Annotated in this window: 22 protein-coding genes; 19 read left to right on the top strand and 3 right to left on the bottom strand. The window is 64.0% G+C overall.

What is annotated here, in order from left to right; genetic code table 11:
• Nucleotides 1-117: 117 nt before the first annotated feature.
• On the bottom strand, nucleotides 118-1,401 hold the full coding sequence (locus B5E42_RS16745; protein WP_087241747.1) for a DNA/RNA helicase domain-containing protein: 1,284 nt from the start codon (nucleotides 1,399-1,401) through the stop codon (nucleotides 118-120).
• A gap of 310 nt (nucleotides 1,402-1,711) precedes the next feature.
• Between B5E42_RS16745 and B5E42_RS16740 the strand changes: the two genes are divergently transcribed.
• From B5E42_RS16740 to B5E42_RS20000, 14 genes are all read left to right on the top strand, one after another.
• Nucleotides 1,712-2,896 carry a DEAD/DEAH box helicase gene (locus B5E42_RS16740; protein WP_087241745.1) on the top strand — a complete coding sequence of 395 codons (1,185 nt, stop codon included), beginning with the start codon at nucleotides 1,712-1,714 and terminating at the stop codon, nucleotides 2,894-2,896.
• 97 nt (nucleotides 2,897-2,993) lie between these two features.
• Nucleotides 2,994-3,200, top strand: coding sequence for a PspC domain-containing protein (locus B5E42_RS16735; protein ID WP_087241743.1), 207 nt, complete (start codon nucleotides 2,994-2,996; stop codon nucleotides 3,198-3,200).
• Nucleotides 3,201-3,263: 63 nt separating this feature from the next.
• Complete coding sequence (locus tag B5E42_RS16730; protein ID WP_087241741.1) at nucleotides 3,264-3,560, top strand: MGMT family protein; 297 nt, start codon at nucleotides 3,264-3,266, stop codon at nucleotides 3,558-3,560.
• Between the two features lie 137 nt (nucleotides 3,561-3,697).
• Nucleotides 3,698-4,615, top strand: coding sequence for a phosphatidylglycerol lysyltransferase domain-containing protein (locus tag B5E42_RS16725; RefSeq protein WP_087241739.1), 918 nt, complete (start codon nucleotides 3,698-3,700; stop codon nucleotides 4,613-4,615).
• Between the two features lie 488 nt (nucleotides 4,616-5,103).
• Complete coding sequence (locus tag B5E42_RS16720; protein WP_087241738.1) at nucleotides 5,104-5,985, top strand: GNAT family N-acetyltransferase; 882 nt, start codon at nucleotides 5,104-5,106, stop codon at nucleotides 5,983-5,985.
• Nucleotides 5,986-6,350: 365 nt separating this feature from the next.
• A complete protein-coding gene (locus B5E42_RS16715) occupies nucleotides 6,351-7,304 on the top strand; it encodes an ABC transporter permease (protein ID WP_087241736.1) in 954 nt (317 codons plus the stop codon).
• A gap of 3 nt (nucleotides 7,305-7,307) precedes the next feature.
• Complete coding sequence (locus B5E42_RS16710; protein WP_087241734.1) at nucleotides 7,308-8,636, top strand: ABC transporter permease; 1,329 nt, start codon at nucleotides 7,308-7,310, stop codon at nucleotides 8,634-8,636.
• 22 nt (nucleotides 8,637-8,658) lie between these two features.
• On the top strand, nucleotides 8,659-9,753 hold the full coding sequence (locus B5E42_RS16705; protein WP_242967202.1) for an ABC transporter ATP-binding protein: 1,095 nt from the start codon (nucleotides 8,659-8,661) through the stop codon (nucleotides 9,751-9,753).
• Nucleotides 9,746-10,780 carry an ABC transporter ATP-binding protein gene (locus B5E42_RS16700; RefSeq protein ID WP_087241732.1) on the top strand — a complete coding sequence of 345 codons (1,035 nt, stop codon included), beginning with the start codon at nucleotides 9,746-9,748 and terminating at the stop codon, nucleotides 10,778-10,780. Before B5E42_RS16705 ends, B5E42_RS16700 begins: the two co-directional genes overlap by 8 nt.
• 945 nt (nucleotides 10,781-11,725) lie before the next feature.
• The gene (locus B5E42_RS16690; RefSeq protein ID WP_087241728.1) at nucleotides 11,726-13,462 is read left to right on the top strand and encodes a peptide ABC transporter substrate-binding protein; all 1,737 of its coding nucleotides are present in this window, start codon (nucleotides 11,726-11,728) and stop codon (nucleotides 13,460-13,462) included.
• A gap of 151 nt (nucleotides 13,463-13,613) precedes the next feature.
• Nucleotides 13,614-14,522 carry a transporter substrate-binding domain-containing protein gene (locus tag B5E42_RS16685; protein WP_242967201.1) on the top strand — a complete coding sequence of 303 codons (909 nt, stop codon included), beginning with the start codon at nucleotides 13,614-13,616 and terminating at the stop codon, nucleotides 14,520-14,522.
• Between the two features lie 83 nt (nucleotides 14,523-14,605).
• Nucleotides 14,606-15,367 carry an amino acid ABC transporter permease gene (locus tag B5E42_RS16680; RefSeq protein ID WP_087241724.1) on the top strand — a complete coding sequence of 254 codons (762 nt, stop codon included), beginning with the start codon at nucleotides 14,606-14,608 and terminating at the stop codon, nucleotides 15,365-15,367.
• Nucleotides 15,354-16,076: an amino acid ABC transporter ATP-binding protein gene (locus B5E42_RS16675; protein ID WP_087241722.1), complete on the top strand. Its 723-nt coding sequence runs from the start codon at nucleotides 15,354-15,356 to the stop codon at nucleotides 16,074-16,076. The genes B5E42_RS16680 and B5E42_RS16675 overlap by 14 nt, the downstream gene beginning before the upstream one ends.
• Before the next feature lie 415 nt (nucleotides 16,077-16,491).
• Nucleotides 16,492-18,648: a 5'-nucleotidase C-terminal domain-containing protein gene (locus tag B5E42_RS20000; protein ID WP_162614012.1), complete on the top strand. Its 2,157-nt coding sequence runs from the start codon at nucleotides 16,492-16,494 to the stop codon at nucleotides 18,646-18,648.
• Nucleotides 18,649-18,738: 90 nt separating this feature from the next.
• Here the strand turns inward: B5E42_RS20000 and B5E42_RS16665 are convergent, their stop codons facing one another.
• Complete coding sequence (locus B5E42_RS16665; RefSeq protein ID WP_087241718.1) at nucleotides 18,739-20,436, bottom strand: DAK2 domain-containing protein; 1,698 nt, start codon at nucleotides 20,434-20,436, stop codon at nucleotides 18,739-18,741.
• A gap of 37 nt (nucleotides 20,437-20,473) precedes the next feature.
• On the bottom strand, nucleotides 20,474-20,824 hold the full coding sequence (locus tag B5E42_RS16660) for an Asp23/Gls24 family envelope stress response protein (protein WP_087241716.1): 351 nt from the start codon (nucleotides 20,822-20,824) through the stop codon (nucleotides 20,474-20,476).
• Between the two features lie 222 nt (nucleotides 20,825-21,046).
• On the opposite strand from B5E42_RS16660, the gene B5E42_RS16655 reads away from it, so the two are divergent.
• The 5 genes from B5E42_RS16655 (at nucleotide 21,047) to B5E42_RS16635 (ending at nucleotide 25,300) form a co-directional block, all read left to right on the top strand.
• The gene (locus tag B5E42_RS16655) at nucleotides 21,047-21,244 is read left to right on the top strand and encodes a hypothetical protein (protein WP_087241714.1); all 198 of its coding nucleotides are present in this window, start codon (nucleotides 21,047-21,049) and stop codon (nucleotides 21,242-21,244) included.
• A 157-nt stretch (nucleotides 21,245-21,401) separates the two neighbouring features.
• Nucleotides 21,402-21,929: a DUF1836 domain-containing protein gene (locus B5E42_RS16650; protein ID WP_087241712.1), complete on the top strand. Its 528-nt coding sequence runs from the start codon at nucleotides 21,402-21,404 to the stop codon at nucleotides 21,927-21,929.
• 43 nt (nucleotides 21,930-21,972) lie between these two features.
• Nucleotides 21,973-22,845 carry a DegV family protein gene (locus B5E42_RS16645; protein ID WP_087241710.1) on the top strand — a complete coding sequence of 291 codons (873 nt, stop codon included), beginning with the start codon at nucleotides 21,973-21,975 and terminating at the stop codon, nucleotides 22,843-22,845.
• Entirely contained in the window at nucleotides 22,845-23,786 is a 942-nt protein-coding gene (gene prmA / locus B5E42_RS16640) for a 50S ribosomal protein L11 methyltransferase (RefSeq protein WP_087241708.1), read from the top strand. The genes B5E42_RS16645 and prmA overlap by 1 nt, the downstream gene beginning before the upstream one ends.
• Nucleotides 23,787-24,142: 356 nt before the next feature.
• Nucleotides 24,143-25,300 carry a diphosphate--fructose-6-phosphate 1-phosphotransferase gene (locus tag B5E42_RS16635; protein WP_087241706.1) on the top strand — a complete coding sequence of 386 codons (1,158 nt, stop codon included), beginning with the start codon at nucleotides 24,143-24,145 and terminating at the stop codon, nucleotides 25,298-25,300.
• Nucleotides 25,301-25,409: the final 109 nt, after the last annotated feature.

Genomic DNA, 25,409 nt, shown 5'->3' with positions numbered 1-25,409 from the left:
AATAAATCTGCCTGACGTAGGTGCTTAGTTCAGCCGGGGAAAAACTTGCTTTCGGCGGCGTCCCGTTGGTATCAAAGTAGTGTTCCTTTTTTGCCGTTACCATTCCGTTTTCGTAGGTCAGATCCTTTGCGATGATAACACCTGCATATCCAGATCAGAAACATAACTGCCCAGATATCCTGCCCGCTTTTGTGAGTGCAAGGAACAGAATGTATAGGGAATCCCGTGATCCTCGGCAAACCGGCGGAAGCGGTCCACAGTTCCTTCTTCTGTGGGACGAATACGCTGCCGGTCATCCTGCAGCACAACGATCAGACCAGCCTTGTGGAACAGTTTGCTTAGGGTGTCATCCAGATGTTCAATACGGTGGGCTTCATCTACAACGACCAGATCTCGCCCTGGCGGAACCGCGTCCAGATAGGCGGGCGCAACGCCGGACGCTCCTGCAATCACCTGGGACAATGTACGGCTTCTCGGCAGTGCAAAAATACATTTGTGCCGGTTTTGACCGGAACGCTTATCTTTTAAGCAATAGGCATAAATGGCGTGCAGCCCTACCACCGTTTTTCCGGTACCCGGGGGACCGGAGATAATAAACAGATGCTTGCCGGCTTCGGGCCGAAAAAGCGCGTTGATTCTGCGGCAGACCTGAATGTTGACCTCGCGCTGGTCGTCCAGCATGACCGCATTTTCTTCGGCCCCCAGCGCTTTCTTCAGATCCCGGAAGCTGGCCTGTCCCAGCGTATAGACGCCGGTGAGGAAGCTGCTCACCACGTCCGGCCTGGGGGTGGGAGAAAAAAGCCTGCGCAGATCCGCCGCCAACCGGGCCTCTTCGCCCTTGACGTACGTCTCATGCCGGTACGGGGCAAATACGCCATATGCTCCCGTAAAAAGCTGCTCTTTCTCCTCAAAATTGTGCAGAAACTGGCAGCGCTCCACTTCCATCTGCCCATCGCATACGCCGCTGTGGTTCATCTGCAGATGCTTGGCATATGTCTGGGTCTGCAGCACTGGATGGGGGCGGTCCTCATAACGGCCATCGAGTTTGGAAAGAAGAACAGGGACATTGCTGCTTGTATTCTGTGGGTTTTCTCCTATGGAGCTCCACTGCTTCAACTCAAAGATCAACACAAGGGGTTTTCCAGTCTCTCGCCGTTCGCCCAGCAGCACAGCGTCAATTCGACTGCCAATGGGTGTCTGATATTCCAAAACCAATGTCAATGCGTCCAGCCCTGCCTGGTGCAGCACCTTGACCAAAACGGGAATAGAGTTCTCCCAGGATCTATATTCTGATTCGGAAGGATCCCCCTGCAATTTCCGCAGATGGCTGGCAATTTTTTCCCCGCTCATAGAGTAGAGCGCTCCTATGGTGCCGATAAAACTTCCGCCTGCTCTGTCCATAACACCGCTCCTTCTGGCGGGATAATTGCCTTCTAATTATATCATGAATGTACTGCTGATGCACCACGCATTCTTCTATAATAATCCTGGTTCGAATCCAGTCCGGCGTTTTTCTGCCTCCGGCAGGCCATGGGCTTGCGCAATCGGTGCCGCTATGATATAGTAGTGGGCGACAGCGGCCGGGGAAGCCCGGCCCTTGGATTTGAGGCCGCGCCCCCGGACGGGGAGGCGTTTGGGTACGGAACGGGGTTTCGGTTGCCTGTGGGGGCCTTGAATCAGGCAGATCGAGACGAAAGGAAGTTTTGTACCCGTGGAAATCAACGGCGAGCAGGTCAACGAGACCAAAACCTATGCGGAGCTGGGCCTGTCCGAGGCCATCATGAAGGCCATCGGCAAGAAGGGCTACGTCCAGGCCACCCCGGTGCAGGCCGGGGCCATTCCCTATTTTATGGAGTGGAAGGACGTGATCGCCAAGGCGCCCACCGGCACCGGCAAGACCTTTGCCTTCGGCATCCCCATGGTGGAGCACATCGACCCGGCGTGTGAGGACGTGCAGGGCCTGGTGCTGGCCCCCACCCGGGAGCTGGCGGTGCAGATCCAGGAGGAGCTGCGGGATCTGTGCGAGTTCAAGGAGGGGGTGCGCACCGTCTGCCTCTACGGCGGGGCCCCCATCGACAAGCAGATCAATACCTTAAAAAAGAGACCCCAGATCGTGGTGGCCACCCCCGGCCGCCTCATGGATCACATGAAGCGGCGCACCGTGCGCCTGGACAAGGTGCAGACCGTGGTGCTGGATGAGGCCGACCGGATGCTGGACATGGGCTTTGTGCGGGACGTGACCCGGATTCTGGATCAGCTCAAGCACCGGCGCAACCTGGGCATGTTCTCCGCCACCATCAGCCGGGAGGTGATGGACATCTCCTGGGTGTACCAGCGGGACCCCGTGGAGATTACCGTCCGGCCGGTGGAGGAGTCCAAGCCGGACATCACCCAGTACCGCATCGATCTGGACGGGCGGGAGCAGAAGCTGGACACCCTGGCGGCCCTCATCACCCACGGGGAGTACGAGCGGGCCATCGCCTTCTGCAACACCAAGAACATGACCGACCGCCTGGCCGGCCTGCTGAAGATGCGGGGCATCTCCTGCGAGGCCATCCACGGCGACATCCAGCAGCGCATCCGGGAAAAAACCCTGGAAAAGTTCAAGAAGGGGGAGATCGCCGTGCTGGTGGCCACCGACGTGGCCGCCCGGGGCCTGGACATCGACGACGTGGACGCGGTGTTCAACTATGACGTGCCCGACGAGCTGGAGAACTACACCCACCGCATCGGCCGCACCGGCCGGGCCAAGAAGCACGGCGTGGCCTACACCTTCATCGCCACCGTCACCGAGGGTATCCGCATGGACGACATCGTGCGCAACACCAAGGCCGAGGTGCAGCGGCTGAAATACGACAAGGACGGCTGCCTCATGCTGGTGGAGGACGGCAAGTGATTTTTATCTATTTTTAAGAAAGCCGGAAGGACTTTTTAACCCCTCCCGTGGTATCCTGATCCCAGAAAGCAGATCAAACGACCTGGGAGGGTTTTGTATGAACGAGACAAAAAAACTGTACCGGCTGGACAACGGCGTGCTGGCCGGCGTGTGCGGCGGCGTGGCCGAGTATTTCAACGTGGACGCCAACGTGGTGCGCCTGATCTGGGTGGCCCTGTGCTTTGCGGGGACTGCCGGGTTCTGGCTCTATGTGGCGGCGGCCCTGCTGCTGCCCAAGAAGAGCCAGGTGTATCCGGGCTACTGAGGCCGGGAAAAGGAATGGGGGCCGTCCGAAAGGGCGGCCCCCGCTTTTTATGGAGGGGTTTGGATGAATTTTTACCAGCGGGTCTATGAGCTGGCCCGGCGCATTCCGGCGGGGAAGTGCGCCTCCTACGGGCAGCTGGCCCTGATGCTGGGCAATCCCCGGGCCTCCCGGGCGGTGGGCTATGCCATGCGGGCCTGCAAAGATCCGGCGGTGCCCTGCCACCGGGTGCTGCGGGGGGACGGCTCCACTGCGGAGGCCTTCGGCCCCGGTGTCCAGCGCGCCCTGCTGGAGGCGGAGGGGGTGCCCTTTACCGCCGACGGCCGGGCGGCGCTGGAGCTGTGCCGCTGGGACGGAACCTGACCCGGGCACGAATCCCGCCGCGGGCCCCTGCGGCCGCCCCGGCGGGGGAAATATGACGGGTTTTGCTTGCCATTTCCCCACGGTCGTGATATGATTTCGGCGGATGACGCATCAAAAACGAAGGAGACATCCCCTGCATGATCGAGTTTCAAGCCCCCACCCCGGCGGATAAGGCCTGGGTGGATGAACTGCTGGCCCTGGGCAACCTCCGGGGCTGCGACTATAACTTTACCAACCTCTTTGTCTGGCAGAAGGCCTACCGCTTCGAGCTGGCGCGGATGGGGAACTTCCTGCTCATCCGCCTGCGGGGGCGGACGGGGAACAGCTATATGTACCCCGCCGGCTCCGGTGACATCGCCGCCGCCGTCCGCGCTTTGGAGGCCGACGCGGCGGAGCGGGGAGAGCCCCTGCGCCTGGTGTGCCTCACCCCGCCCCAGATGGCCGAGCTGGAGGAGTTCTTCCCCGGCCGGTTCACCTGCACCGCCGACCGGGACGGGTACGACTATCTGTACGACATCGACCGCCTGGCCGACCTGGGGGGCAAGAAGCTCCACGCCAAGCGCAACCACATCCACCGCTTTGTGGAGAACAACCCCACCTGGGCCTACGAGGAGATCACCCCCGCCAGCCTGCCCGAGTGCCTGGAGATGGATCAGGAGTGGTACCGCCGCTCCCTCCAGCGGGAGGGGGAGGTGGAGGAGCGGGATCTGGGCGATGAGGGCATCGCCCTGCGCGCCGCCATGGAGCACTATGAGGAGCTGGGCCTGGAGGGCGGGCTTATCCGGGTGTACGGCGAGGTGGTGGCCTTCACCATCGGCGACCGGCTGTCCGCCGATACCTACGACGTCCACTTCGAAAAGGCCTACGGCGAGCTCCAGGGGGCCTACGCCATGATCAACCGGGAATTTGCCCGCTGGGTGCGGGAGCACCACCCCGAGATCAAATACCTGAACCGGGAGGACGACATGGGCGTCCCCGGCCTGCGCAAGGCCAAGGAGAGCTACTATCCCGACCTCCTGGTGGAAAAGCACACTGCGATTTTGCAAAAAGCGTAGGGGGCTTTTCCACCGGGGCCCCACACGGTGGGGCGCGCCTGTGGCGCGTACAAGCTGCAAGGCAGCTTGCCGCAGGGCGGACAAGGTGAATTGCCGCGCAGCGGCAAGAGAAGGTGGCCTGGGCCATTCATTCCGCCCGAGGAAGTAAGGAAGGGGAACCCGCGGCGGCTCTGCCGCCGTGGGCGGAAAGGCACACTGCGATTTTGCAAAAAGCGTAGGGGGCTTTTCCACCGGGGCCCCACACGGTGGGGCGCGCCTGTGGCGCGTACAAGCTGCAAGGCAGCTTGCCGCAGGGCGGACAAGGTGAATTGCCGCGCAGCGGCAAGAGAAGGTGGCCTGGGCCATTCATTCCGCCCGAGGAAGCAAAGAAGGGGAACCCACGGCGGCCCTGCCGCCGTGGGCGGAAAAGCACACTGCGATTTTGCAGAGACCGTGACATCAGAGGGCCCCGGCGAACCGTCCGGGCCTGTGTGAGAAAGGAGCGCGCAATGACCGACATCCGACTGTCCCGCCCCGAGGAGATCCCGGCGCAGAAGCGGCTGTGGAAGACGGCCTTCGGGGACGACGACGCCTTTATCGACTGGTTCTACGACTGCCGGGGGCCCGAGGCCCAGGTGCCGGTGGTGCTGGAGGACGGGGCGGTGGTGTCCATGCTGACGCTGCTCCCCCACACCCTGAGCCTGCCCGACGGGGGCGCCGCCTCGGCCCGGTACGTCTACGCCCTGGCCACCGATCCGGCGGCCCGCAGCAAGGGCTACGGCCGGCAGCTGCTCCGCTGGACGGACACCTTCCTGAAGGAGCAGGGGGTGGACTGCCTCACCATCGTGCCGGCGGAGCCCAGCCTGTTCAAATTCTTTGCCACCGTGGACTTCACAGCCAGCTTCTCCACCCGGAAGCTGGAGCTGCTCAAGGATATGCTGGAGCCCCTGGCGGAGGGGGACTATGCCGAGCCGGTGGAGCCGGCGGACTACAACGCCATCCGGAACCGGCTGCTGGAGGGCGTCCCCGCGGTACACTATCCGGAGCAGCTCATCCGCCTGCAGCAGGGCATGAGCACCATGTCCGGCGGCGGGCTCTACCGGGTGGTGGCCGGCGGCACGGAGGGCTGCGCCGCCGCCGAGTACCTGGAGGACGGGGAGAGCGTGCTGTTCAAGGAGCTGCTGCTGCCCTCGGAGCAGATGGGCCGGGGCCTGGCGGCCCTGGAGAAGCGCCTGCCCGGGCGGCGCTGCCACGTGCGCACCCCGGCCGGCTGGGAGGGCATGAAGGGGAGCTACCTCCAGCCCTTCGCCATGCTCAAGTGGTATGATCCCGGGAAGGAGGCCCGCTGGGGCGCGGGCACCCACGGCTATATGGGCCTGGGCTTTGACTGACATTCTGCGCGGAGCGCGGGGCATTTGCTCCGCGCTTCGTAATTTTTGCAATGCGGATTGTGCCGGGATGCACGGGGCGGCCGGTACTTCAAAGGACAAAAATGAATAATTATTAGTAAATTTATGCATATTATGAAATACTGGACGGGTTTCCACGGATGAGGTGCCGCAGAAGAATCCTTCTGTGACGAACGGTGAAAAGGAAAAATGTCTCTCACACAAAGACACTTGCAAGAATAGGCAGGGCTTCCATCAAAAACGGGGCAGTTTCTCTTGACGGATGGGGGATTTTGCGCTAAAATAAACGGACGCATATATTGGGAAAGTTTGATGTGTGAACAGAGAATACTATAGGAAGTGAGAGAATGGCAAAATACATTGTGAAGCGGGTTGTCATGGCCATCATCACCATCTTGGTGGTGGCCTGCGTCACGTTTGTCCTGATGATGAGCGTGCCGGGCAGCCCCTTCAACGACGAAAAGATCACGCCGGAACAGAGGGCGATGATGGAGGAGAAGTACGGCCTGGACGATCCGCTGCCCGCGCAGATGATGCGCTATCTGGGCGGGATTATCACCCGCGGGGACTTCGGCGTCTCCCTGAAGATGCAGAAAGACCGCCCCGTGCTGGACATCATCACGGAGAAGTTCCCCCTCTCCGCCAGCATCGGCGTGGTGGCCCTGTGCTGGGCCATCTGCCTGGGCATACCGCTGGGCTGTCTGGCGGCCTATAACCGGGGCAAGTGGATAGACAGCCTGCTGCGGGTGATCTGTACCCTGGGCGTATCCATGCCGGGCTTCGTGGTGGCCACCTTCCTGCTGATGCTGTTCTGTAACGACGGAGGGCCCTTCAAGTTCCTGGGCATCAACGTGATCTTCAACCCGACCGAGGACGGGTGGCTGGCCTACCTGATGCCGTGCCTGGCTCTGGGCCTCTACCCCATGTGCTATATCGCCCGGCTGACCCGCTCCTCCATGCTGGACGCCCTGGGGCAGGACTATATCAAGACCGCCCGGGCCAAGGGCCTGATGACCCCCAAGATCATCTTCAAGCACGCCCTGCGCAACGCGGTCATCCCCGTCATCACCTACCTGGGCCCCCTGACCGCCTTCACCCTGGTGGGCGGCTTCGTGGTGGAGACCGTGTACACCATCCCCGGCCTGGGCCGCTATCTGGTGCAGTCGGTGCAGAACCGCGACTACTTCATCATCATGGGCACCACCATCTTCCTGGCCACCCTGGTGGTCATCATGAACCTGGTGGTGGACATCCTCTACCGCGTAGTGGATCCCCGCATTGATCTGACGAAAGGAGAGTAAAGAATGGCAGAGAAAAAGAAAAAGGCCGTCCTTGGCTCCCTCCAGCCCAATGTGGATCCCCTGCTGGAACTCAACAGCCTGACGGCGGCGGACTTCGCCCCGGCCAGCAGCGACGAGAAGGAGGACTTCATCCAGCAGCGCAAGAGCGTGTCCTACTGGGCCGACGCCTGGCGGCGGCTGCGCAAGAATGTGGTGGCCATGGTGGCCCTGGGGGTCATTGTACTCCTGGTGCTCTTCGCCTTTGTGGGGCCCCTCCTTGTGCCCTACACCAACACCGGCTTCAATCAGGGGGCGGAGAACCTCTACCCCTGGCACTACTCCCTGGAGGCCCAGCGGGCCTACGCGGAGGCCACCGCCGCCCAGGATCCCGACGAGGCCGTTGAGGCCGCCCGGGCCGAGGCCGAGGCCAACGGCGAGGAGTTCACCAGCAAGGACGCGGCCCTGATCCGGGCCCAGATCCGCGCCGGCGGCTCCGAGAAGTACGAGGGCATGACCGAGGCCCAGATCTACAAGGAGCTGGGCTATTCCCTCCAGCCCTTCGGCTACTCCCTGGACGAGCTGGAGCGCATCGAGGCCGGCGAGAAGGTGTTCCCCCACATCTTCGGCACTGACCGGTACGGCCGCGACATCCTTGTGCGCACCATGATCGCCACCCGGGTGTCCATGATCATCGGCCTGGCCGCCGCCCTGATCGTGCTCATCATCGGCTCCATCTACGGCTCCATCTCCGGCTTCTTCGGCGGCACCGTGGACGTGGTCATGCAGCGCATCGTGGACGTGATCTACTCCCTGCCCGACGTGCTCATCATCCTGCTCATTTCCACGGCCATGAGCCCCCATGTCACCCAGTTCATCACAGACCACCAGGGCAACCCCCTGGCGGAGTTCTTCAAGACGGTGGGCCCCAACCTGATCGGCATGTTCATCGCCTTTGCCTGCCTGTACTGGGTGGGCCTGAGCCGCATCATCCGCGGCCAGATCCTCACCCTGAAGAAGCAGGAGTACGTCACCGCCGCCCGCGCCCTGGGCGCCTCCAGCGGCCGGATCATCAAGCGGCACCTGCTGCCCAACTGCATCGGCCAGATCGTGGCCACCACCTGCCTGCAGATCCCGTCGGCCATCTTCACCGAGTCCTTCATGTCCTTCCTGGGCGTGGGCGTGCTGGCCCCCATGACCAGCCTGGGCTCCATGTGCTCCGACGCCCTGGGCGGCATCAATACCTACCCCTACCGGCTGATTATCCCCGCCATCATCATCAGCGTGATGATCCTGGCGTTCAACCTGTTCGGCGACGGCCTGCGGGATGCCCTGGATCCCCGGCTGAAGAAATAAGAGAGGAGGAGACACCATAACCATGGAACAGACGGTACAGAATGAGAAAACCGGAAAGCTGCTGGAAGTCAAGGATCTGCGCGTCTCCTTCTTCACCCCCGCCGGCGAGGTCAAGGCGGTCAGCGGCATCAGCTATGACCTGGACTACGACGAGGTGATGGGCATCGTGGGCGAGTCCGGCTCCGGCAAGAGCCAGGAGGCCTACTCCATCATGGGCCTGCTCCAGTCCCCCGGCAAGGTCATCGGCGGCTCCATCACCTTCGAGGGCAGAGACGTGCTCTCCTTCGGCAAGAACGAGATGGCCGCCTTCCGGGGCAGCGAGGTGGCCATGATCTTCCAGAACCCCATGACCTGCCTCAACCCGGTTTACACCGTGGGCAACCAGCTTATCGAGGCCCTGCGGGCCCACGACAAGAAGATCTCCAAGGCCGCCGCCGCCAAGCGGGCCATGGAGATGCTGGAGCTGGTGGGCATCAACAACGTGCAGAAGCGGATGAAGCAGTACCCCCACGAGTTCTCCGGCGGCATGCGCCAGCGCGTCATGATCGCCATGGGCCTCATCTGCCACCCCAAGCTGCTCATCGCCGATGAGCCCACCACCGCCCTGGACGTGACCATCCAGGCCCAGATTCTGGAGCTGATGAAGTCCCTCCAGAAGAAGACCCACATGGGCATCATCTTCATCACCCACAACCTGGGCGTGGTGGCCGAGATCTGCGACAAGGTCTCCGTCATGTACGCCGGCAAGATCGTGGAGCAGGGCCCGGTGGACGACATCTTCTACAAGCCCGGCCACCCCTACACCGTGGGCCTGCTGCGCTCCATGCCCCGGGTGGACGCCGAGAGCTATGAGCGGCTGATCCCCATCGAGGGCACCCCCGTGGACATGCTCAATCCCCCCGAGGGCTGCCCCTTCGCCCCCCGGTGCGAGCACGCCATGAAGATCTGCCTGCAGAAGATGCCCCCCTACGTGGAGCTGGGCGGCAACCACCGCTCCGCCTGCTGGCTGCGGGTGCAGGAGCAGCTGGAGCGGGAGAAGGCCGCCGGCACCGCGCCGGAGGCCGGGGCCGCCCCGGCCGCGGAGAACGAGCAGGAGGAGGTGACCGGCCGTGAGTGAGAAGAATGAAATCCTGGTTCAGGTCGATCACCTGAAAAAATACTTCCCGGTCAAGGGCGTCAAGGGCCCCGGCGTCCAGGCGGTGGAGGACGTGTCCCTCTTCATCCGCCGGGGCGAGACCCTGGGCCTGGTGGGCGAGTCCGGCTGCGGCAAGACCACCCTGGGCCGCACGATCCTGCAGCTGTACAACCCCACCTCCGGCCGCATCGTCTACGGCGGCGAGACCATCTTCCAGGGGGATGACCCCTGGCCCGTGGGCGAGGACGGGGAGAAGCACCACGCCAAGGTGGCCAAGGGCAAGCAGGTCAACATGCTGCCCTACCGCCGCAAGATGCAGATCATCTTCCAGGATCCCTCCGCCTCCCTGGATCCCCGCATGACGGTGGGCGAGATCATCGGCGAGGCCCTGGATATCCATAAGCTCTGCGCCTCCAAGCAGGAGCGCACCGACCGCATCAAGGAGCTGCTGGGCATGGTGGGCCTCAACACCGAGCACGCCAACCGCTACCCCCACGAGTTCTCCGGCGGCCAGCAGCAGCGCGTGGGCATCGCCCGCGCCCTGGCCGTGAAGCCCGAGTTCATCGTCTGCGACGAGCCCATCTCCGCCCTGGACGTGTCCATCCAGTCCCAGGTGGTCAACATGCTGGAGGACATGCAGCAGGATCTGGGCCTGACGTACCTGTTCATCGCCCACGACCTGTCCGTGGTGCGCCACATCTCCACCCGCATCGGCGTCATGTACCTGGGCTCTCTGGTGGAGCTGGCCGAGAGCTATGAGCTCAACAAGAACCCCCTGCACCCCTACACCAAGACCCTGCTGTCCGCAGTGCCGGTGCCCGACCCGGAGGTCAGCCGTCAGCGGCAGCGCATCGTGCTGGAGGGCGACATCCCCTCCCCCATGAACCCGCCCAGAGGCTGCCGGTTCCACACCCGCTGCCCCTACGCCACCGACAAGTGCAAGGAGGCCGCCCCCGAGTTCAAAGAGCACGCGCCGGGTCACTGGGCTGCGTGTCATCTGCTGGGCTAAGTCGGCGCGTGCTCTTGCGAGCGAGAGCGAGCCGCCGCGACAGCGGCGCCCAAGCGTTTTGCGCAGCAAAACCTTGCCGCAGGGCGGATTCACTCCGCCCGAGGATGTGAAATCAAACCGGGGCCCCCGCGCGGCCTGCCGCGTGGGGCGCACGCGCCGGGTCACTGGGCCGCGTGCCACCTGCTGGGTTAAGACGGCGCGCCGAGTCGTCGCGCCCCACAGAGCGGCTGGATTATGTTCCCCTCGGAGAGCGGAGGGGGTATCGCGCCGGAGGCGCGTATCTAGGGGGAACTGGTTCCCCCTGGAAGGCGCGGCTTTGGAGCGAAGCGACGCATGTTCCGCAGAACATGCCCGCGCCTTTACTGGGCCGCGTGCCACCTGCTGGGTTAAGACGGCGCGCCGAGTCGTCGCGCCCCACAGAGCGGCTGGATGATGTCCCCCTCGGAGAGCGGAGGGGGTATCGCGCCGGAGGCGCGTATCCAGGGGGAACTGGTTCCCACTGGAAGGCGCGGCTTTGGAGCGAAGGGACGCATGTTCCGCAGAACATGCCCGCGCCTTTACTGGGCCGCGTGCCACCTGCTGGGTTAAGTCGGCGCGCCGAGTCGTCGCGCCCCACAGAGCGGCTGGATGATGTCCCCCTCGGAGAGCGGAGGGGGTATCATGCCGCAGGTTCCGCGGAATAACGACACGCCCTTCCCCTGATGCAGAGGGGGAGGGCAGTGTTTGCGGCACGCACTCTGCTGCGCTAGTTTGAAACTTTACAACAGTGAGAATGTGTGCTATAATGCACCCCATAGGGAATACAACTGTATACCCGGTGCGGACAACAGGGGTTAACCCCTGTCCGCTGCCCCGGCACGGGGCAGCGGAGTAAGACGGTATCTGCGCCTTCGGGCGTTCTGGATACAAATAAGAGGATCAAGAATTGATTGGAGGTACAAGCAAATGAAGAAGCGCAGAATCCTTGCTCTGGGTCTGTCTGCGGCGCTGACTGTCGGCCTGCTGGCCGGCTGCGGCGGCGGCACGCAGCCCACCGAGACCTCTCCCACCGGCGGCGAGACCACCCCGGTCGAGACCGGCGCGGTCGCCACCGGCACCAACTCCATCCGTGTCTGCTTCGCGTCTGAGCCTGAGACCATGGATCCCAGCCTGAACCGGACTGTGGACGGCAACGTCATGATCAGCCACCTGTTCGAGGGCCTGTACAAGTGGGTTGACAGCGATCCCTCCGGCGACGGCCGCAACGGCGCCACCGCTGAGCTGGATCTGGGCATGGCCGCTGCCGAGCCCGAGGTCACCGACAACGGTGACGGCACCTTTACCTACACCTTCACCCTGCGCGACGACGCCAAGTGGTCTGACGGCCAGCCCGTCACCGCCAACGACTTCGTGTACTCCTGGCGCCGCCTGGTGGATCCCGCCACCGCCTCCCCCTACAACACCATCATCGCCATGGTGAAGAACGCCAACGAGATTATCGCCGGCGAGCTGCCCAAGGAGGAGCTGGGCGTGTCCGCTCCCGACGACCACACCTTCGTGGTGGAGCTGACCTACAACTGCCCCTACTTCCTGGACATCTGCGCCTTCCCCAACACCATGCCTCTGCGTGAGGACATCGTGGAGGGCAACACCACCTGGACGGATCCCTCCACTTATGTGACCAACGGCCCCTTCAAGATGGAGTCCTGGACTCACGACGCCGAGATCGTCATGGTTCCCAACGAGAACTACTATGATGTGAGCAGCATCAGCATCGAGAGCCTGACCTTCGCCCTGATGGACGACGCCAACGCCCAGCTGACCGCCTTCAACAGCGGCGATCTGGACTTCATGCAGAATCCTCCCCCGGACGAGGTTGCCACCCTGCTGGCCGACGGCACCCTGATTGCCGGCGACTACCTGGGCACCTACTATGCCTGCTTCAACAACCAGAAGGCCCCCTTCGACAACGTGCTGGTTCGCAAGGCCTTCAACCTGGCCATCGACCGCAACTACATCGTGGAGATGGTGACCCAGGCCGGTGAGATCCCCGCCGGCGCTTGGGTGCCCGAGAGCGTGGTTGACGCCGAGGGTACCTCCGGCCCCGACTTCCGCGAGGTGGGCGGCGACTTCTGGAGCGTGGAGAACACCGACGAGGCCTATCAGGCCAACTGCGACCAGGCCCGTGAGCTGCTGGCCCAGGCCGGCTACCCCAACGGCGAGGGCTTCCCCGAGACCACCTACCTGTACAACACCGACGACAAGCACCAGGCCGTGGCCGAGGCCCTGCAGCAGATGTGGAGCAACGTGCTGGGTGTTAACGTGACCCTGAACAACCAGGACTGGAACGTGTTCCTGGAGACCCGTTCCGCCGGTGACTACAGCATCTGCCGCAACGGCTGGATCGCCGACTACAACGACCCCGTGTCCTTCCTGGACATGTTCATGACCGACAACGGCAACAACGACGCCCACTACTCCAACCCCGAGTATGACGCCATGATGACCACCGTGCTGAGCGACTCCGACGCCGCCGGCCGCATGGAGCTGATGCACCAGGCCGAGACCCTGCTGTGCGACACCGACTGCGCCATCGCTCCTCTGTATTATTACTCTCAGCCCTACATGGTGTCTGACCGTGTCCACGGCATGTACTACACCCCGCTGGGCAACTTCATCTTTACCTACGCTACCGTGGAGTAAAGAGCTTTCCCTGTTGAAAAGAGCGGAGCCTTACGGCTCCGCTCTTCTTTTTTTGTTGGGTTTGACGAATGAATAAATATTGCATTTTTATGAATATGGTGTATAATAGGGAGCATCCAAACGAGAGAACTTCCCTTCGAGGATACAAGGAATGAATAAGGAGAGATACACCATGAAGAACTTCAAGAAGCTGGCCGCCTTCGCGCTGGCCGCCACCATGTCCCTGGGCCTGCTGACCGCCTGCGGCGGCACCGGAGATTCCAACACCCCCGCCCCCAACACCGAGACCCCCGCCGCCACCGAGAGCACCGCGCCCGAGACCGAGACCCCGGCCGCCGACGGAACCTTCACTACTGTGGAGGACGGCAAGCTGATCATGTCCACCAATGCCACCTTCCCGCCCTACGAGATGGTGGCCGACGGGGACGGCGTCAACGGCTCCGGCTACGAGGGCATTGACATTGAGATCGCCTACGCCCTGGCCGACAAGCTGGGCCTGGAGCTGGTGATCGACGACATGGACTTCGACGCCGCCCTGCTGGCTGTACAGAACAACTCCGCCGACATGATGCTGGCCGGCCTGAGCTACTCCGAGGAGCGGGATGAGGTGGTTGACTTCTCCGACCCCTACGCCACCGGCGTGCAGGTGGTCATCGTCAAGGAGGGCTCCGACGTGACCCTGGACAACCTGGGCGACTACATGATCGGCACCCAGCGGGGCACCACCGGCTACCTCTACGCCTCCGACACCCCGGAGAACGGCGGCTATGGCGAGGATCACGTGATCGGCTATGACAGCGGCGTCACCGCCGTGCAGGAGCTGATCAACGGCACCATCGACGCCGTGATCATCGACAAGCAGCCCGCCGAGGCCTATGTGGCCGCCAACCCCGACGCCGGCCTGACCATCCTGCCCGGCAACTGGGTGGAGGAGGACTACTGCCTGGCCGTGGACGAGGGTAACACCGCCCTGCTGAACGCCCTGAATACCGCCCTGAATGAGCTGAAGAGCGACGGTACTCTGGACGAGATCGTGGCCAAGTACATCAACGCTGAGTAAGCATTCCAGAAGATATCCGCGAAAGGAGCGGCCCGTGGCCGCTCCTTTTCGCCCTGTGATCTGACAAGAGAGGGGAGCACGTGATGGGATTCACCCAGCTCTATGAGACATTCAGTGCCCTGGAACATCCCGGGTTCTGGCAGAACGCCTATATCCAATTCTACAACGCCTGGTTCTACAAAGACCGGTGGACCATGTACTTTGACGGCCTGCTCACCACCCTGGAGGTGACGGTAATGGCCCTGGCCCTGGGCGTGGTCCTGGGCGTGGTGGTGGCGATGATCCGCACCGCCCACGACCAGCAACGCCTGGGGAAGCGGAACCCCTTCCTGAGCGTGGTCAACTTCCTGTGCAGGATCTACGTCACCGTGATCCGTGGCACCCCCATGATGGTGCAACTGCTGATCATGGGCCTGGTGATCTTCGCCTCCAACCGGAACAAGACCCTCATCGGCGCCCTGTCCCTGGGCATCAACTCGGGGGCCTATGTGGCGGAGATCATCCGGGGCGGCCTCATGTCCCTGGACCCCGGCCAGATGGAGGCCGGCCGCTCCCTGGGCCTGGGCTACTTCGACACCATGCGCTTCATCGTCATTCCCCAGGCCTTCAAGGCCATCCTGCCCGCCCTGGGCAACGAGTTCATCACCCTGCTGAAGGACACCTCTCTGATCAATGTCATCGGCGGCAAGGAGATCGTCTACTTCGCCAAGGCCATCATCACCAACACCTATCAGCCCATGATGCCCTATCTGATCACCGCCGTCATGTACCTGATCATGGTGCTGATCTTCACCTGGCTCCAGAGCAAGCTGGAAAGGAGGCTGCGTCAAAGTGATCGCCGTTGAGCATCTGACCAAATCCTTCGGGAAGAACCTGGTCCTGGACGACATCAGCGAGACCATCCAGGAGGGGGAAAAGGTGGTCATCATCGGCCCCTCCGGCTCCGGCAAGTCCACCTTCCTGCGGTGCCTCAACCTGCTGGAGGAGCCGACCTCCGGCACCATCACCTTTGAGGGAACCGTGATCACGGATCCCAAGGTGGACATCGATACCATCCGCCGCCAGATGGGCATGGTGTTCCAGCACTTCAACCTGTTCCCCAACATGACCATCCGCAAAAACATCACCCTGGCCCCGGTGCGCACCAAGCTCATGAGCCAGGCCGAGGCCGACGAGGAGGCTGTCCGCCTGCTCCGCCGGGTCAACCTGGAGGACAAGGCCGACGCCTACCCCAACCAGCTCTCCGGCGGCCAGAAGCAGCGCATCGCCATCGTCCGCGCCCTGGCCATGAAGCCCAAGGTGATGCTCTTTGACGAGCCCACCTCCGCCCTGGACCCCGAGATGGTGGGCGAGGTGCTGGACGTGATGAAGGAGCTGGCCAACGAGGGCATGACCATGGTGGTGGTCACCCACGAGATGGGCTTCGCCCGGGAGGTGGGCAGCCGCGTCCTCTTCATGGACGGCGGCCACATCCTGGAGCAAAACGAGCCCCACGCCTTCTTCGCCAACCCCAGGGAGGAGCGAACCCGCGAGTTTTTGTCCAAAGTGCTGTAAAAACATACGCAGAAGGGCCGCCCTGAGACTGTCGAAAAAGCGGCTTTGCCGCTTTTTCGAGCAGGATGCAGTCCGCCGCGCGCAGGATTTGTCCGCTTCAGGCGGACAAATCCCACACTTGCGGCCTGAGAAGTGTTTTCTCCGACGCACACCCCCCAGGGGGCCCTCTCTTGCCCCTTCGGGGCAATTCACCTTGTGTCGCCGGAGAAAACAGATTCCCATTTTTTCGCGCCTGCGGGCGCGAACTCTGTGAGACCTTTTCGACACGCTGAGGGCCGTCCGGCGAAGCCGGGCGGCCTTTTTTTACAGTCCGATTACAGGAACTTTACTTGTGGCGGCGGGGCGGCTGTGCTACAATGCAGATATGCGGGCGGACTGGCCCGCCCGCGCAGAGATGAAAGGAGAGACCCCAGACATGAAGCACTTCCGTATTTCCGCCCTGGCGCTGGCCGCGGCAGTCAGCCTGTCCCTGGCTGTGCCGGCCTCCGCCGCCTCGGTCAGCGACGCCTCCGGCACCTATGCCGAGAGCATCCAGCGCCTGGCCGAAGAGGGCATCATCCGGGGCGACGGCACCGGCGCCTACCGCCCCGACGACCCCCTGACCCGTTCCGCCGCGGCCTCCCTGCTGTATGAGGCCTTTGACCTGGTTCCCGTGTTCTCCATGGAGGCCCCCGCCCCCGAGGCCAATGAGGACGGCACCATGCCCGAGCCGGTGACCAAGCAGTTCTATTCCACCGACACCACCGTGGCCACCCTGGACGCGGTGCTCATGCCCGCCGCCCCCGACGCCGTGGACACCTGGGCGGAGACGGCGGCCAACACCGTGCTGGAGGCCCGCCTCATGGATCAGATCGACGGGGAGTTCCGCGGTGAGCAGACCATGACCCGCGCCGAGTTCGCCCTGGCGGTGATGAAGGCGGTCTACGGCGCCGACAAGGACATGGACTTCCTGGCCCAGGGCGCGGAGGACGGCCTGCTGCCCGCCGGCCTGACCCTGGACAACACGGTGATCACCCGGGGGGAGGCGGCCTATGTGCTGGACACCGCCGTCAAGGATCTGACCATCATCACCACCATGTCCACCTCCGACATCCACGGCCACATGGTGCCCTACACCCCCTCCGGCTCCAGCATCGAGGTGGGCGGCTCCGCCAAGGCGGCCTGGCTCTTTGACGAGGCCGAGCGCCGCAACCCCAACACCCTGGTGCTGGACGGCGGCGACTCCCCCTACAACACCGACCTGGCCAACATGTCCCAGGGCCAGTCCAGCGTGGACGTGATGAACGCCCAGGGCTATGACGCCACCGTGCTGGGCAACCACGACTTCGACTACGCCTTTGACAACCTGCTCTCCCTGGCGGAGCGGGCCGAGTACGCCATGCTCTCCGCCAACACCTACTGGAAGGACGGCACCTACCCCGAGCAGTTTGAGCCCTACATCGTCAAGGAGGTGGGCGGCCTGAAGGTGGCCATCGTGGGCCTGACCGACGACGGCAGCAAGGCCACCACCCACTACTCCAACACCCAGGACATCGAGTTCCACGACCACTGGGAGGTGGGCCAGCAGGTGGTGGATCAGGCCAACGCGGAGGCCGATCTGGTCATCATGCTGGCGCATCTCCACGGCGCCAACAACGAGGTTCCCACCCGCATTGACGGCATCGACATGGAGATCGGCGGCGGCAACGACACCTTCGGCCGCCCCCTGAACATCGAGGGCACCGTGGTGGTCAACCCCGGCGGCGTGGGCACCTGCGTCAACCAGACCAACCTGAACGTGAAGGACGGGGAGCTGCTGGGCTACACCTTCAACCAGATCATCCTCTCCTCCGACGTGCCCGAGGATCCCGAGGTCAGCGCCATCATCGCCGACTACCAGGCGGATCTGGACGCCCAGATGGATGTGGTCATCGGACAGTGCGCCTCCGACATCCCCTGGTCCAGCGCCCTTGTCCGCGCCCAGGAGAGCCCCCTGGGCAACCTGGCCGCCGACGCCCTGCGGGACTACTGTGACGCCGACATCGCCATCCAGAACGGCGGCGGCATCCGGGCCGGCCTGACCGCCGGCGACGTGACCGTGGGCGACATCTTCGGCATGCTGCCCTTTGACAACAAGGTCACCCTGGTGGAGGTCACCGGCCAGACCGTGTGGGACGCCCTGGAGAACGGCGTGGACGCCTATCCCGAGCTCAACGGCAAGTTCCCCCAGGTCTCCGGCATCCAGTACACCTTTGACGCCTCCAAGCCCGCCGGCGAGCGCATTGTCTCCGTCACCATGGCCGACGGCACCCCCCTGGATCTGGATGCCTGGTACACCCTGGCCTGCAACGACTTCATGTGCGGCGGCGGCGACGGGTACACCATGCTCAACGTGCTCAACCCCGACGGCGCCTCCTCCAACAGCGAGACGGCCGCCCAGGAGCTGCCCGGCTGCCGCCTGGTGTACCGCACCAACGACTACTACCGCACCGTGATCTCCCAGTACATCCAGGAGCAGGGCACCGTCGCCCCCGCCGTGGAGGGACGCATCACCATCCTGAATCCCCAGGATGTCAACGGCACCCTGAGCTGAGCGGCCGCCCCCGGAGCAGAGAGCTGAACCAGCAAAAAATACCGCCCCGGCTGCAACAGCCGGGGCGGTATTTTGCTGGTCTCCTGCGGCTTACTCGGCGGAGATCATGTAGTAGTACACCGGCTGCCCGCCGGAGAGCAGGGTGATCTCCGCATTGGGGCAGCACTCGGTGAAGAGCTTGAGGGCCTTCTGGGCCTCCCGCTCCGTCACGTCCTCCCCGTAGAAGATGTTGATGAACTCGGCGTTCTGCTGGTTGTCGGCCTCCGCCAGGCGGCGCAGCAGCTTCTCCACCTTCCGGTCGGTGCCGAAGAGCTGGTGCTCGGTGAGGGCCAGATAGTCCCCCCGCTTGATGGCAAAGCCGTCAAAGTCGCTGTCCCGGGCGGCGTAGGTGATCTCCGAGGTGTGCACCCGGCTCAGGGCCTCCTGCATGGCCTGGACATTGGCCTCGGTGTCCGCCTCGGGATCCATCACCATCAGGGCGGAGATGCCCTGGGGCACCGTCTTGGTGGGGAGCACCACCACCTGCTTGCCCTCCACCAGGCGGATGCACTGCTCGGCGGCCATGATGATGTTCTTGTTGTTGGGCAGGACAAAGACGATCTCCGCCGGGGTGGCGTCAATCTCCCGGAGGATGTCGTCGGTGGAGGGGTTCATGGTCTGGCCGCCGCTGATCACGCCGTCGGCCCCCAGATCCTTGAACACCGCGGCCAGGCCGTCGCCGGCCGCCACCGCCACCACGCCGTACTTCTTCTCCGGCGCCGCGATCTTCCGGCCGCCGGGGGCGGGCTCCCCCTCCAGTTCGGCCTCCACCGCGTCCAGATCGTCGGTGCTCTGGATGTGCCGCCCGGCGGCCAGATCCTCCGCCTGGGTGCGCATGTTCTCGATCTTGGCCAGCTCCAGGGTGCCGTACTTCTGGGCCTCGGTGAGGGCGGCGCCGGGGATGTCGGTGTGGACGTGAACCTTGAAGCAGTCGTCGTCCTCGCCGATAACCAGGCTGTCGCCGATGCTGTTCAGATAGGCCTCAAAGGCCTCCAGCCCCTTGTGGGGGTCGGTCTTGCGCACGATGAACACCGTGTCGAAGGTGAAGGTGATCTCCTCGGCGGCGATGGCGGCGTAGTCGGTCTTCTGCTCCGAAGCGGCGCCGGAACCGCCCTCCTCCTCCGGCATGGGCTCCCCACGCAGGGAGTCCAGCATGCCCTGGAGGATCACCAGGAAGCCCTTGCCGCCGGCGTCCACCACCCCGGCCTTTTTCAGCACGGGGTTCATCTCGGTGGTGTGCTCCAGGGCCAGCTGGCCCTCGGCGATGGCGGCGGCCAGCACGGCCTCCGGATCGTTGGGGGTCTGCCGGGCGGCGTCGGCCGCCTTGGCGGCGGCCAGCCGGGAGACGGTGAGGATGGTGCCCTCGGCGGGCTTCATCACCGCCTTGTAAGCGGCGGCCACGCCGAAGTCCAGGGCGATGGCCAAATCCCGGCCGTCGATGGTGTCCCTGTCCTTCACGGCCTTGGACAGGCCGCGGAACAGGAGGGACAGAATCACGCCGGAGTTGCCCCGGGCGCCCCGCAGCAGGGCGGAGGCGGTGGTGGACGCGGCCTCGCCCACGGTGCGGGGCTGCTTCTTGCGCAGCTCCGTGGCGGCGGTGCCGATGGTCAGGCTCATGTTGGTGCCGGTGTCCCCGTCGGGCACGGGGAAGACGTTCAGCTCGTTGATCTCCTGCTTGCGCAGATTGAGGGAGGCCGCCGCATGGATCACTGCCTGGGCAAAGGACGCTCCGTCAATGCTCTCTCTCATGTCTGTTGTTCCTTCCTTTCGATGGGCAAGGGCCGGTTCAGCCGATGACCATGGAGTCGATGCACACATCCACGCTGCGCACCTCGGCGCCGGTGGTGCGGCTGACGATATAGCGAACCTCGCTCATGATGGAGCGGCTCACCGCCATCAGGTTGACCCCGTTGTCCACCATGATGTGCAGCTCGATGGAGACGGAGGAGTCGTCGTGATAGGTGATCTTGACGCCCTTTCCCATGGACTCCCGGCGCAGCAGATGCACCAGGCCGTCGGTCTTGGAGCGCATGGCCATGCCCTTGACGCCGTAGCAGTTGGTGGCCGCCGCGCCGGTGATGTTGGTGAAAACGTCGCTGCTGATGGTGATCTCGCCCTTTTCGGTTTGAAGCCTCATTTGGCTGATCCCTTCCTTTCCGTGGGAGAATACCAGCGGATACCCGCTGAAGCTGGGGCGGTTTGGCTGCCTTTTGTCCTCTTATTGTATTCTATTTCAGGCGAAATTACAAGGGAAAAAAAGTTTTCTGAAAGTGGGGGCGGGCCCTTGTAATTTGGGGCGGAAGCGTGTAAACTGAGAACAACCGATCCAGGAGACCTGGACAAAGGAGGCTTTCGGCTTATGAAGAAATTGATCTGCGCTCTGGTAAAGCTGGTGGCCGCGCTGGCGGTGATCAGCGCCCTGCTCTACGCCGCTGTGCTCTACTGGGACAAGATCATGGCCGTGGTGGCCAGGATCAAGACCATGCTGCCCGACGCGCTGAAGGTGCGGGCCGACGGCGATGCCGAGGCGGAGGATTACGCCGACTGGGAGCTGTAACACCCGGCCGCAGCCCGGCGGAGTCACATAATTTTGTTATGTGACTCCGCCGGGCTTTTTTCATGCCCGGATGGCCTTTACTTCCCCGTGGGCAATGTGATATAATGACGGCAACATTCTATGGCATCATTTTCAAAACCAGAAAGGAGGGGCGGCGTTGGAGGAGATCCGCGAACTGAAGGAGCGCCTGGAGGGGGAGCGGCCCGTGGAGTGGGAGGCTCTGCCCGACATCGGGCTGTATATGGATCAGCTCATCTCCTATATGCCCCGGCAGCTCATCCGCTATGGGGAGGGGGAGAGCCTCACCTCCGCCATGGTCAACAACTACATCAAGGACGGGGCCATGCCCCGGGCGGAGGGCAAGCGGTACTCCCGCACCCATCTGGCCTATCTCACCGCCCTGTGCGCCCTCAAGCAGGTGCTGTCCGTAAAGGACGCGGGCCTGCTGCTGGCCGCGGCGTCGGAGGGGCGGGAGCCCCGGGAGCTGTATGAGCAGTTCCGGGAGGAACTGGATCGGGCCCTGGACGTGACGGCGGGCAGCCTGGACGCCACCGACGGGGAGGAGGAGCTGCCCGGCCTGGCCCTGGCCCTGGCTCTGCGCAGCTACGCCGACCGCCTGGCCTGCCAGCGGCTGCTGGAGCTGCTGCGAGAGCGGCGTCCCCAGCCGGAAAAGGGGAAGAAATAGCCTGTTGTGACAAGTACGTGTGAATACTGGAGGTTATGGTTTGATGAGTGATTACGTCCTGTTGACTGATTCGTCGGCGGATCTCACCGCGGAGCTGGTGGCGGAGCTGGGGGTGGAGGTGCTCCCCCTGTCCTTCCACATGGGGGACAAGACCTACCGGAACTGGCCGGACAACCGGGAGATCGACCCGAAGGACTTTTACCGGCGGCTGCGGGCGGGGGAGACGGCCACCACCTCCGCCGTCAACGTCTCCGACTACACCGAGGCGGTGGAGCCCCTGGTGCAGGCGGGGAGGGATGTGCTGATTATCGCCTTCTCCTCCGGCCTGTCCGCCACCTGCCACTCCGCCCAGATCGCCGCCCAGGAGCTGTCCGAGCAGTATCCCGACCGGAAGATCTGGGTGGTGGACTCCCTGTGCGCCTCCCTGGGGCAGGGCCTGCTGGTGTGGTACGCCGCCCGGATGAAGGCCCAGGGGAAGAGCATGGAGGAGGTGCGGGACTGGCTGGAGGACAACAAGCTCCACCTGTGCCACTGGTTCACCGTGGATGATCTCCACTTCCTCAAGCGGGGCGGGCGCATCTCTCCCGCCACCGCCGTGGTGGGCACCATGCTGTCCATCAAGCCGGTGATGCACGTGGACGACGAGGGCCGCCTGGTGAAGGTGGGCACCGCCCGGGGCCGCAACGCATCCCTCAAGGCCCTGGTGAACCACATGGAGGAGACCGCCATCGACCCGGGCAGCCAGGTGGTGTTCATCAGCCACGGCGACTGCCTGGAGGACGCGCAGAAGGTGGCCGACGACGTGAAGCGCCGCTTTGGGGTGGAGCAGGTTGTGCTCAACAACGTGGGCCCCGTCATCGGCGCCCACTCCGGCCCCGGCACCGTGGCCCTGTTCTTCCTGGGGAGCAAGCGCTGATGGAGGATATCAAGTGGCTGGAGGTGGTGCTGGACACCACCGAGGAGGAGCTGGAGGGCCTGTGCGCCCGCCTCACCGCCAACGGCGTCACCGGCATGGCCATCGAGGACGAGGAGGACTTCAAGACCTTCCTGGAGCAGAACCGCCAGTACTGGGACTATGTGGACGAGGGCCTGATGGAGCAGATGCGCGGCGTGTGCCGGGTGAAGCTCTACGTCACCGACGATGACGACGGGAAAAAGCAGCTGGCGCGCTGGCTGGAGGGGATCGACCTGCCCTACACCGCCGCCTCCCTGGGGGAGAACGACTGGGCCCACTCCTGGCAGAAGTACTACAAGCCCATGGCCGTGGGGGAGCGGCTCTACATCGTGCCCGAGTGGGAGCGGGGGGAGCCCGTGCCGGCGGGGAAGGTGCCCCTGTACCTGAACCCCGGTCTCACCTTCGGCACCGGCAACCACGCATCCACCCAGCTGTGCCTGGCGGGACTGGAGGCCTATACCGTCCCCGGGCAGCCGGTGCTGGATCTGGGCTGCGGCAGCGGCATCCTGTCCATCGCCGCCCTGGCTCTTGGGGCGTCGGAGGCCATGGCGGTGGACATCGACCCCAAGGCGGTGGACGTGGCCTATGAGAACGCCGCCCTCAACGGCATCGGAAGGGATCGCTACACCGTGCTGGCCGGCGACGTACTGTCCGATCAGGATCTGGTCAGCCGGCTGGGGACGGGAAAGTACGCCCTGGTGCTGGCCAACATCGTGGCCGACGTGATCATCCCCCTGTCCGCTAAAGCGGGGGACTTCCTGACGGAGGACGGGGTGTTCCTGTGCTCCGGCATCATCGACACCCGGGCCGACGAGGTGCAGGCCGCCCTGGAGAAAAACGGCCTGCATGTGTTCGAGCGGCGGGAGCAGAACGGCTGGGTGGCCTTAGCCTCAAAAAAGTGACTCTGTCACTTTTTTGAATGAGCCTGCACGCCGGAAAGCGCTCGATTGCGGGGCGATTGTCACGCTGTCCGGCGTGAGAAGAGTCCTTTCCGAGGCGCACCCCCCAGGGGGCCCTCTCTTGCCCCTTCGGGGCAATTCGCCTTGTGTCCCCGGAAAGGAAGGAATTTTTAATCTTTTTGCCGCCTGCGGGCGGCAAAACTCTGCGAGGCTTTCTTGCCAAGCGGCGCGCCGGATAGCGCGCCGCTTTTGCGTCCGCTGAAAAGGTATGATGGGAAATCCTCCTTGCGGGGCGGGAACGGCCCGGGTATAATAAAGGATATCATGGGATTTTGGATCAAAACGAGGAGGGGATCCCCTTGAAGGACAATCTGGTCATCATCCACGGCGGCGGCCCCACCGCCGTGCTCAACTGCTCCCTGTACGGAGCCATCCGGGAGGCGCAGCAGAGCGGCGCGGTGGAGCACGTCTACGGCGCCATCGGCGGCACCGGCGGCCTGCTGCGGGAAAACCTGCTGGACTTCGGCACCGTGCCGGAGGAGGAGCTGGAGCGGCTCCCCCGCACCCCCGCCACCGCCATCGGCACCTCCCGGGACGCCCTGGAGGCGGAGGACTACGCCCGCATGGCGGACATCCTGGCGGAGAAGCACATCCGCTACGTGCTCATGAACGGCGGCAACGGCACCATGGACGCCTGCGGCAAGCTGGCGGCGGCCTGCAGGGGCAGGGGCATCTCCGTTATGGGCATCCCCAAGACCATGGACAACGACATCGCCGTCACCGACCACTGCCCCGGCTTCGGCAGCGTGGCCCGGTACATGGCGGGCACCGTGCGGGAGCTGGCGGTGGACGTGCGCAGCCTGCCTATCCATGTGGTGGTGCTGGAGGCCCTGGGCCGCAACGCCGGCTGGACGACGGCGGCCTCCGCCCTGGCCCGGGAGCAGGGGGGCGACGGCCCCCACCTGATCTACCCGCCGGAGCGGCCCTTCCACGAGGAGGAGTTCCTGGACGAGGTGAAGGCCCTCTATGACAGGCTGGGCGGCGTGATCGTGGTGGCCAGCGAGGGCCTCCACGACGAGGCGGGCAAGCCCATCGTGCCCCCCATCTTCCAGACCGGGCGCTCCACCTATTTCGGGGACGTGTCCTCCCACCTGGCCCAGATGGTGGTGCGGCGGCTGGGCATCAAGGCCCGCAGCGAGAAGCCGGGCATCCTGGCCCGGGCATCCATCGCCTGGCAGTCCCCGGTGGACGCCGCCGAGGCGGAGGAGGCGGGGCGCGCGGCCTGCCGGGCCGCCCTGGCCGGCGAGACGGGCAAGATGGTGGGCTTCCGCCGCCTGTCCTCCGCCCCCTACCGGTGCGAGACCTTCCTGATCCCCATCGAGGAGGTCATGCTGGGGGAGCGGGTGCTGCCCCCGGAGTACCTCAGCGCCGGAGGCACCGACGTGACGCAGGAATTTGTGGACTGGTGCCGGCCCCTCATCGGGCCGGAGCTGCCCCACATGGCGCGGCTGCTCTGATGCAGATACACACAGGGCCCCGGCCGGAGACATCTCCGGCCGGGGCTCTCCGCCTTGGAGAAAAGTATGATAAAAGTTCATACTTTGAAAAACCGGGCAGTCTGATATA

The sequence above is a fragment of the Flavonifractor sp. An10 genome, from assembly GCF_002161215.1.
In the GTDB taxonomy this organism is placed as follows: Bacteria; Bacillota; Clostridia; order Oscillospirales; family Oscillospiraceae; genus Flavonifractor; species Flavonifractor avistercoris.
This window is presented reverse-complemented; position numbering and strand designations above follow the sequence as displayed.

Coding starts and splice junctions, on each gene's coding strand:
- B5E42_RS16745 (WP_087241747.1), bottom strand. CDS start 1,401: ATGGACAGAGCAGGCGGAAGTTTTATCGGCACCATAGGAGCGCTCTAC.
- B5E42_RS16735 (WP_087241743.1), top strand. CDS start 2,994: ATGAACGAGACAAAAAAACTGTACCGGCTGGACAACGGCGTGCTGGCC.
- B5E42_RS16730 (WP_087241741.1), top strand. CDS start 3,264: ATGAATTTTTACCAGCGGGTCTATGAGCTGGCCCGGCGCATTCCGGCG.
- B5E42_RS16725 (WP_087241739.1), top strand. CDS start 3,698: ATGATCGAGTTTCAAGCCCCCACCCCGGCGGATAAGGCCTGGGTGGAT.
- B5E42_RS16720 (WP_087241738.1), top strand. CDS start 5,104: ATGACCGACATCCGACTGTCCCGCCCCGAGGAGATCCCGGCGCAGAAG.
- B5E42_RS16715 (WP_087241736.1), top strand. CDS start 6,351: ATGGCAAAATACATTGTGAAGCGGGTTGTCATGGCCATCATCACCATC.
- B5E42_RS16710 (WP_087241734.1), top strand. CDS start 7,308: ATGGCAGAGAAAAAGAAAAAGGCCGTCCTTGGCTCCCTCCAGCCCAAT.
- B5E42_RS16705 (WP_242967202.1), top strand. CDS start 8,659: ATGGAACAGACGGTACAGAATGAGAAAACCGGAAAGCTGCTGGAAGTC.
- B5E42_RS16690 (WP_087241728.1), top strand. CDS start 11,726: ATGAAGAAGCGCAGAATCCTTGCTCTGGGTCTGTCTGCGGCGCTGACT.
- B5E42_RS16685 (WP_242967201.1), top strand. CDS start 13,614: ATGAATAAGGAGAGATACACCATGAAGAACTTCAAGAAGCTGGCCGCC.
- B5E42_RS16680 (WP_087241724.1), top strand. CDS start 14,606: ATGGGATTCACCCAGCTCTATGAGACATTCAGTGCCCTGGAACATCCC.
- B5E42_RS20000 (WP_162614012.1), top strand. CDS start 16,492: ATGAAGCACTTCCGTATTTCCGCCCTGGCGCTGGCCGCGGCAGTCAGC.
- B5E42_RS16665 (WP_087241718.1), bottom strand. CDS start 20,436: ATGAGAGAGAGCATTGACGGAGCGTCCTTTGCCCAGGCAGTGATCCAT.
- B5E42_RS16660 (WP_087241716.1), bottom strand. CDS start 20,824: ATGAGGCTTCAAACCGAAAAGGGCGAGATCACCATCAGCAGCGACGTT.
- B5E42_RS16655 (WP_087241714.1), top strand. CDS start 21,047: ATGAAGAAATTGATCTGCGCTCTGGTAAAGCTGGTGGCCGCGCTGGCG.
- B5E42_RS16645 (WP_087241710.1), top strand. CDS start 21,973: ATGAGTGATTACGTCCTGTTGACTGATTCGTCGGCGGATCTCACCGCG.
- prmA (WP_087241708.1), top strand. CDS start 22,845: ATGGAGGATATCAAGTGGCTGGAGGTGGTGCTGGACACCACCGAGGAG.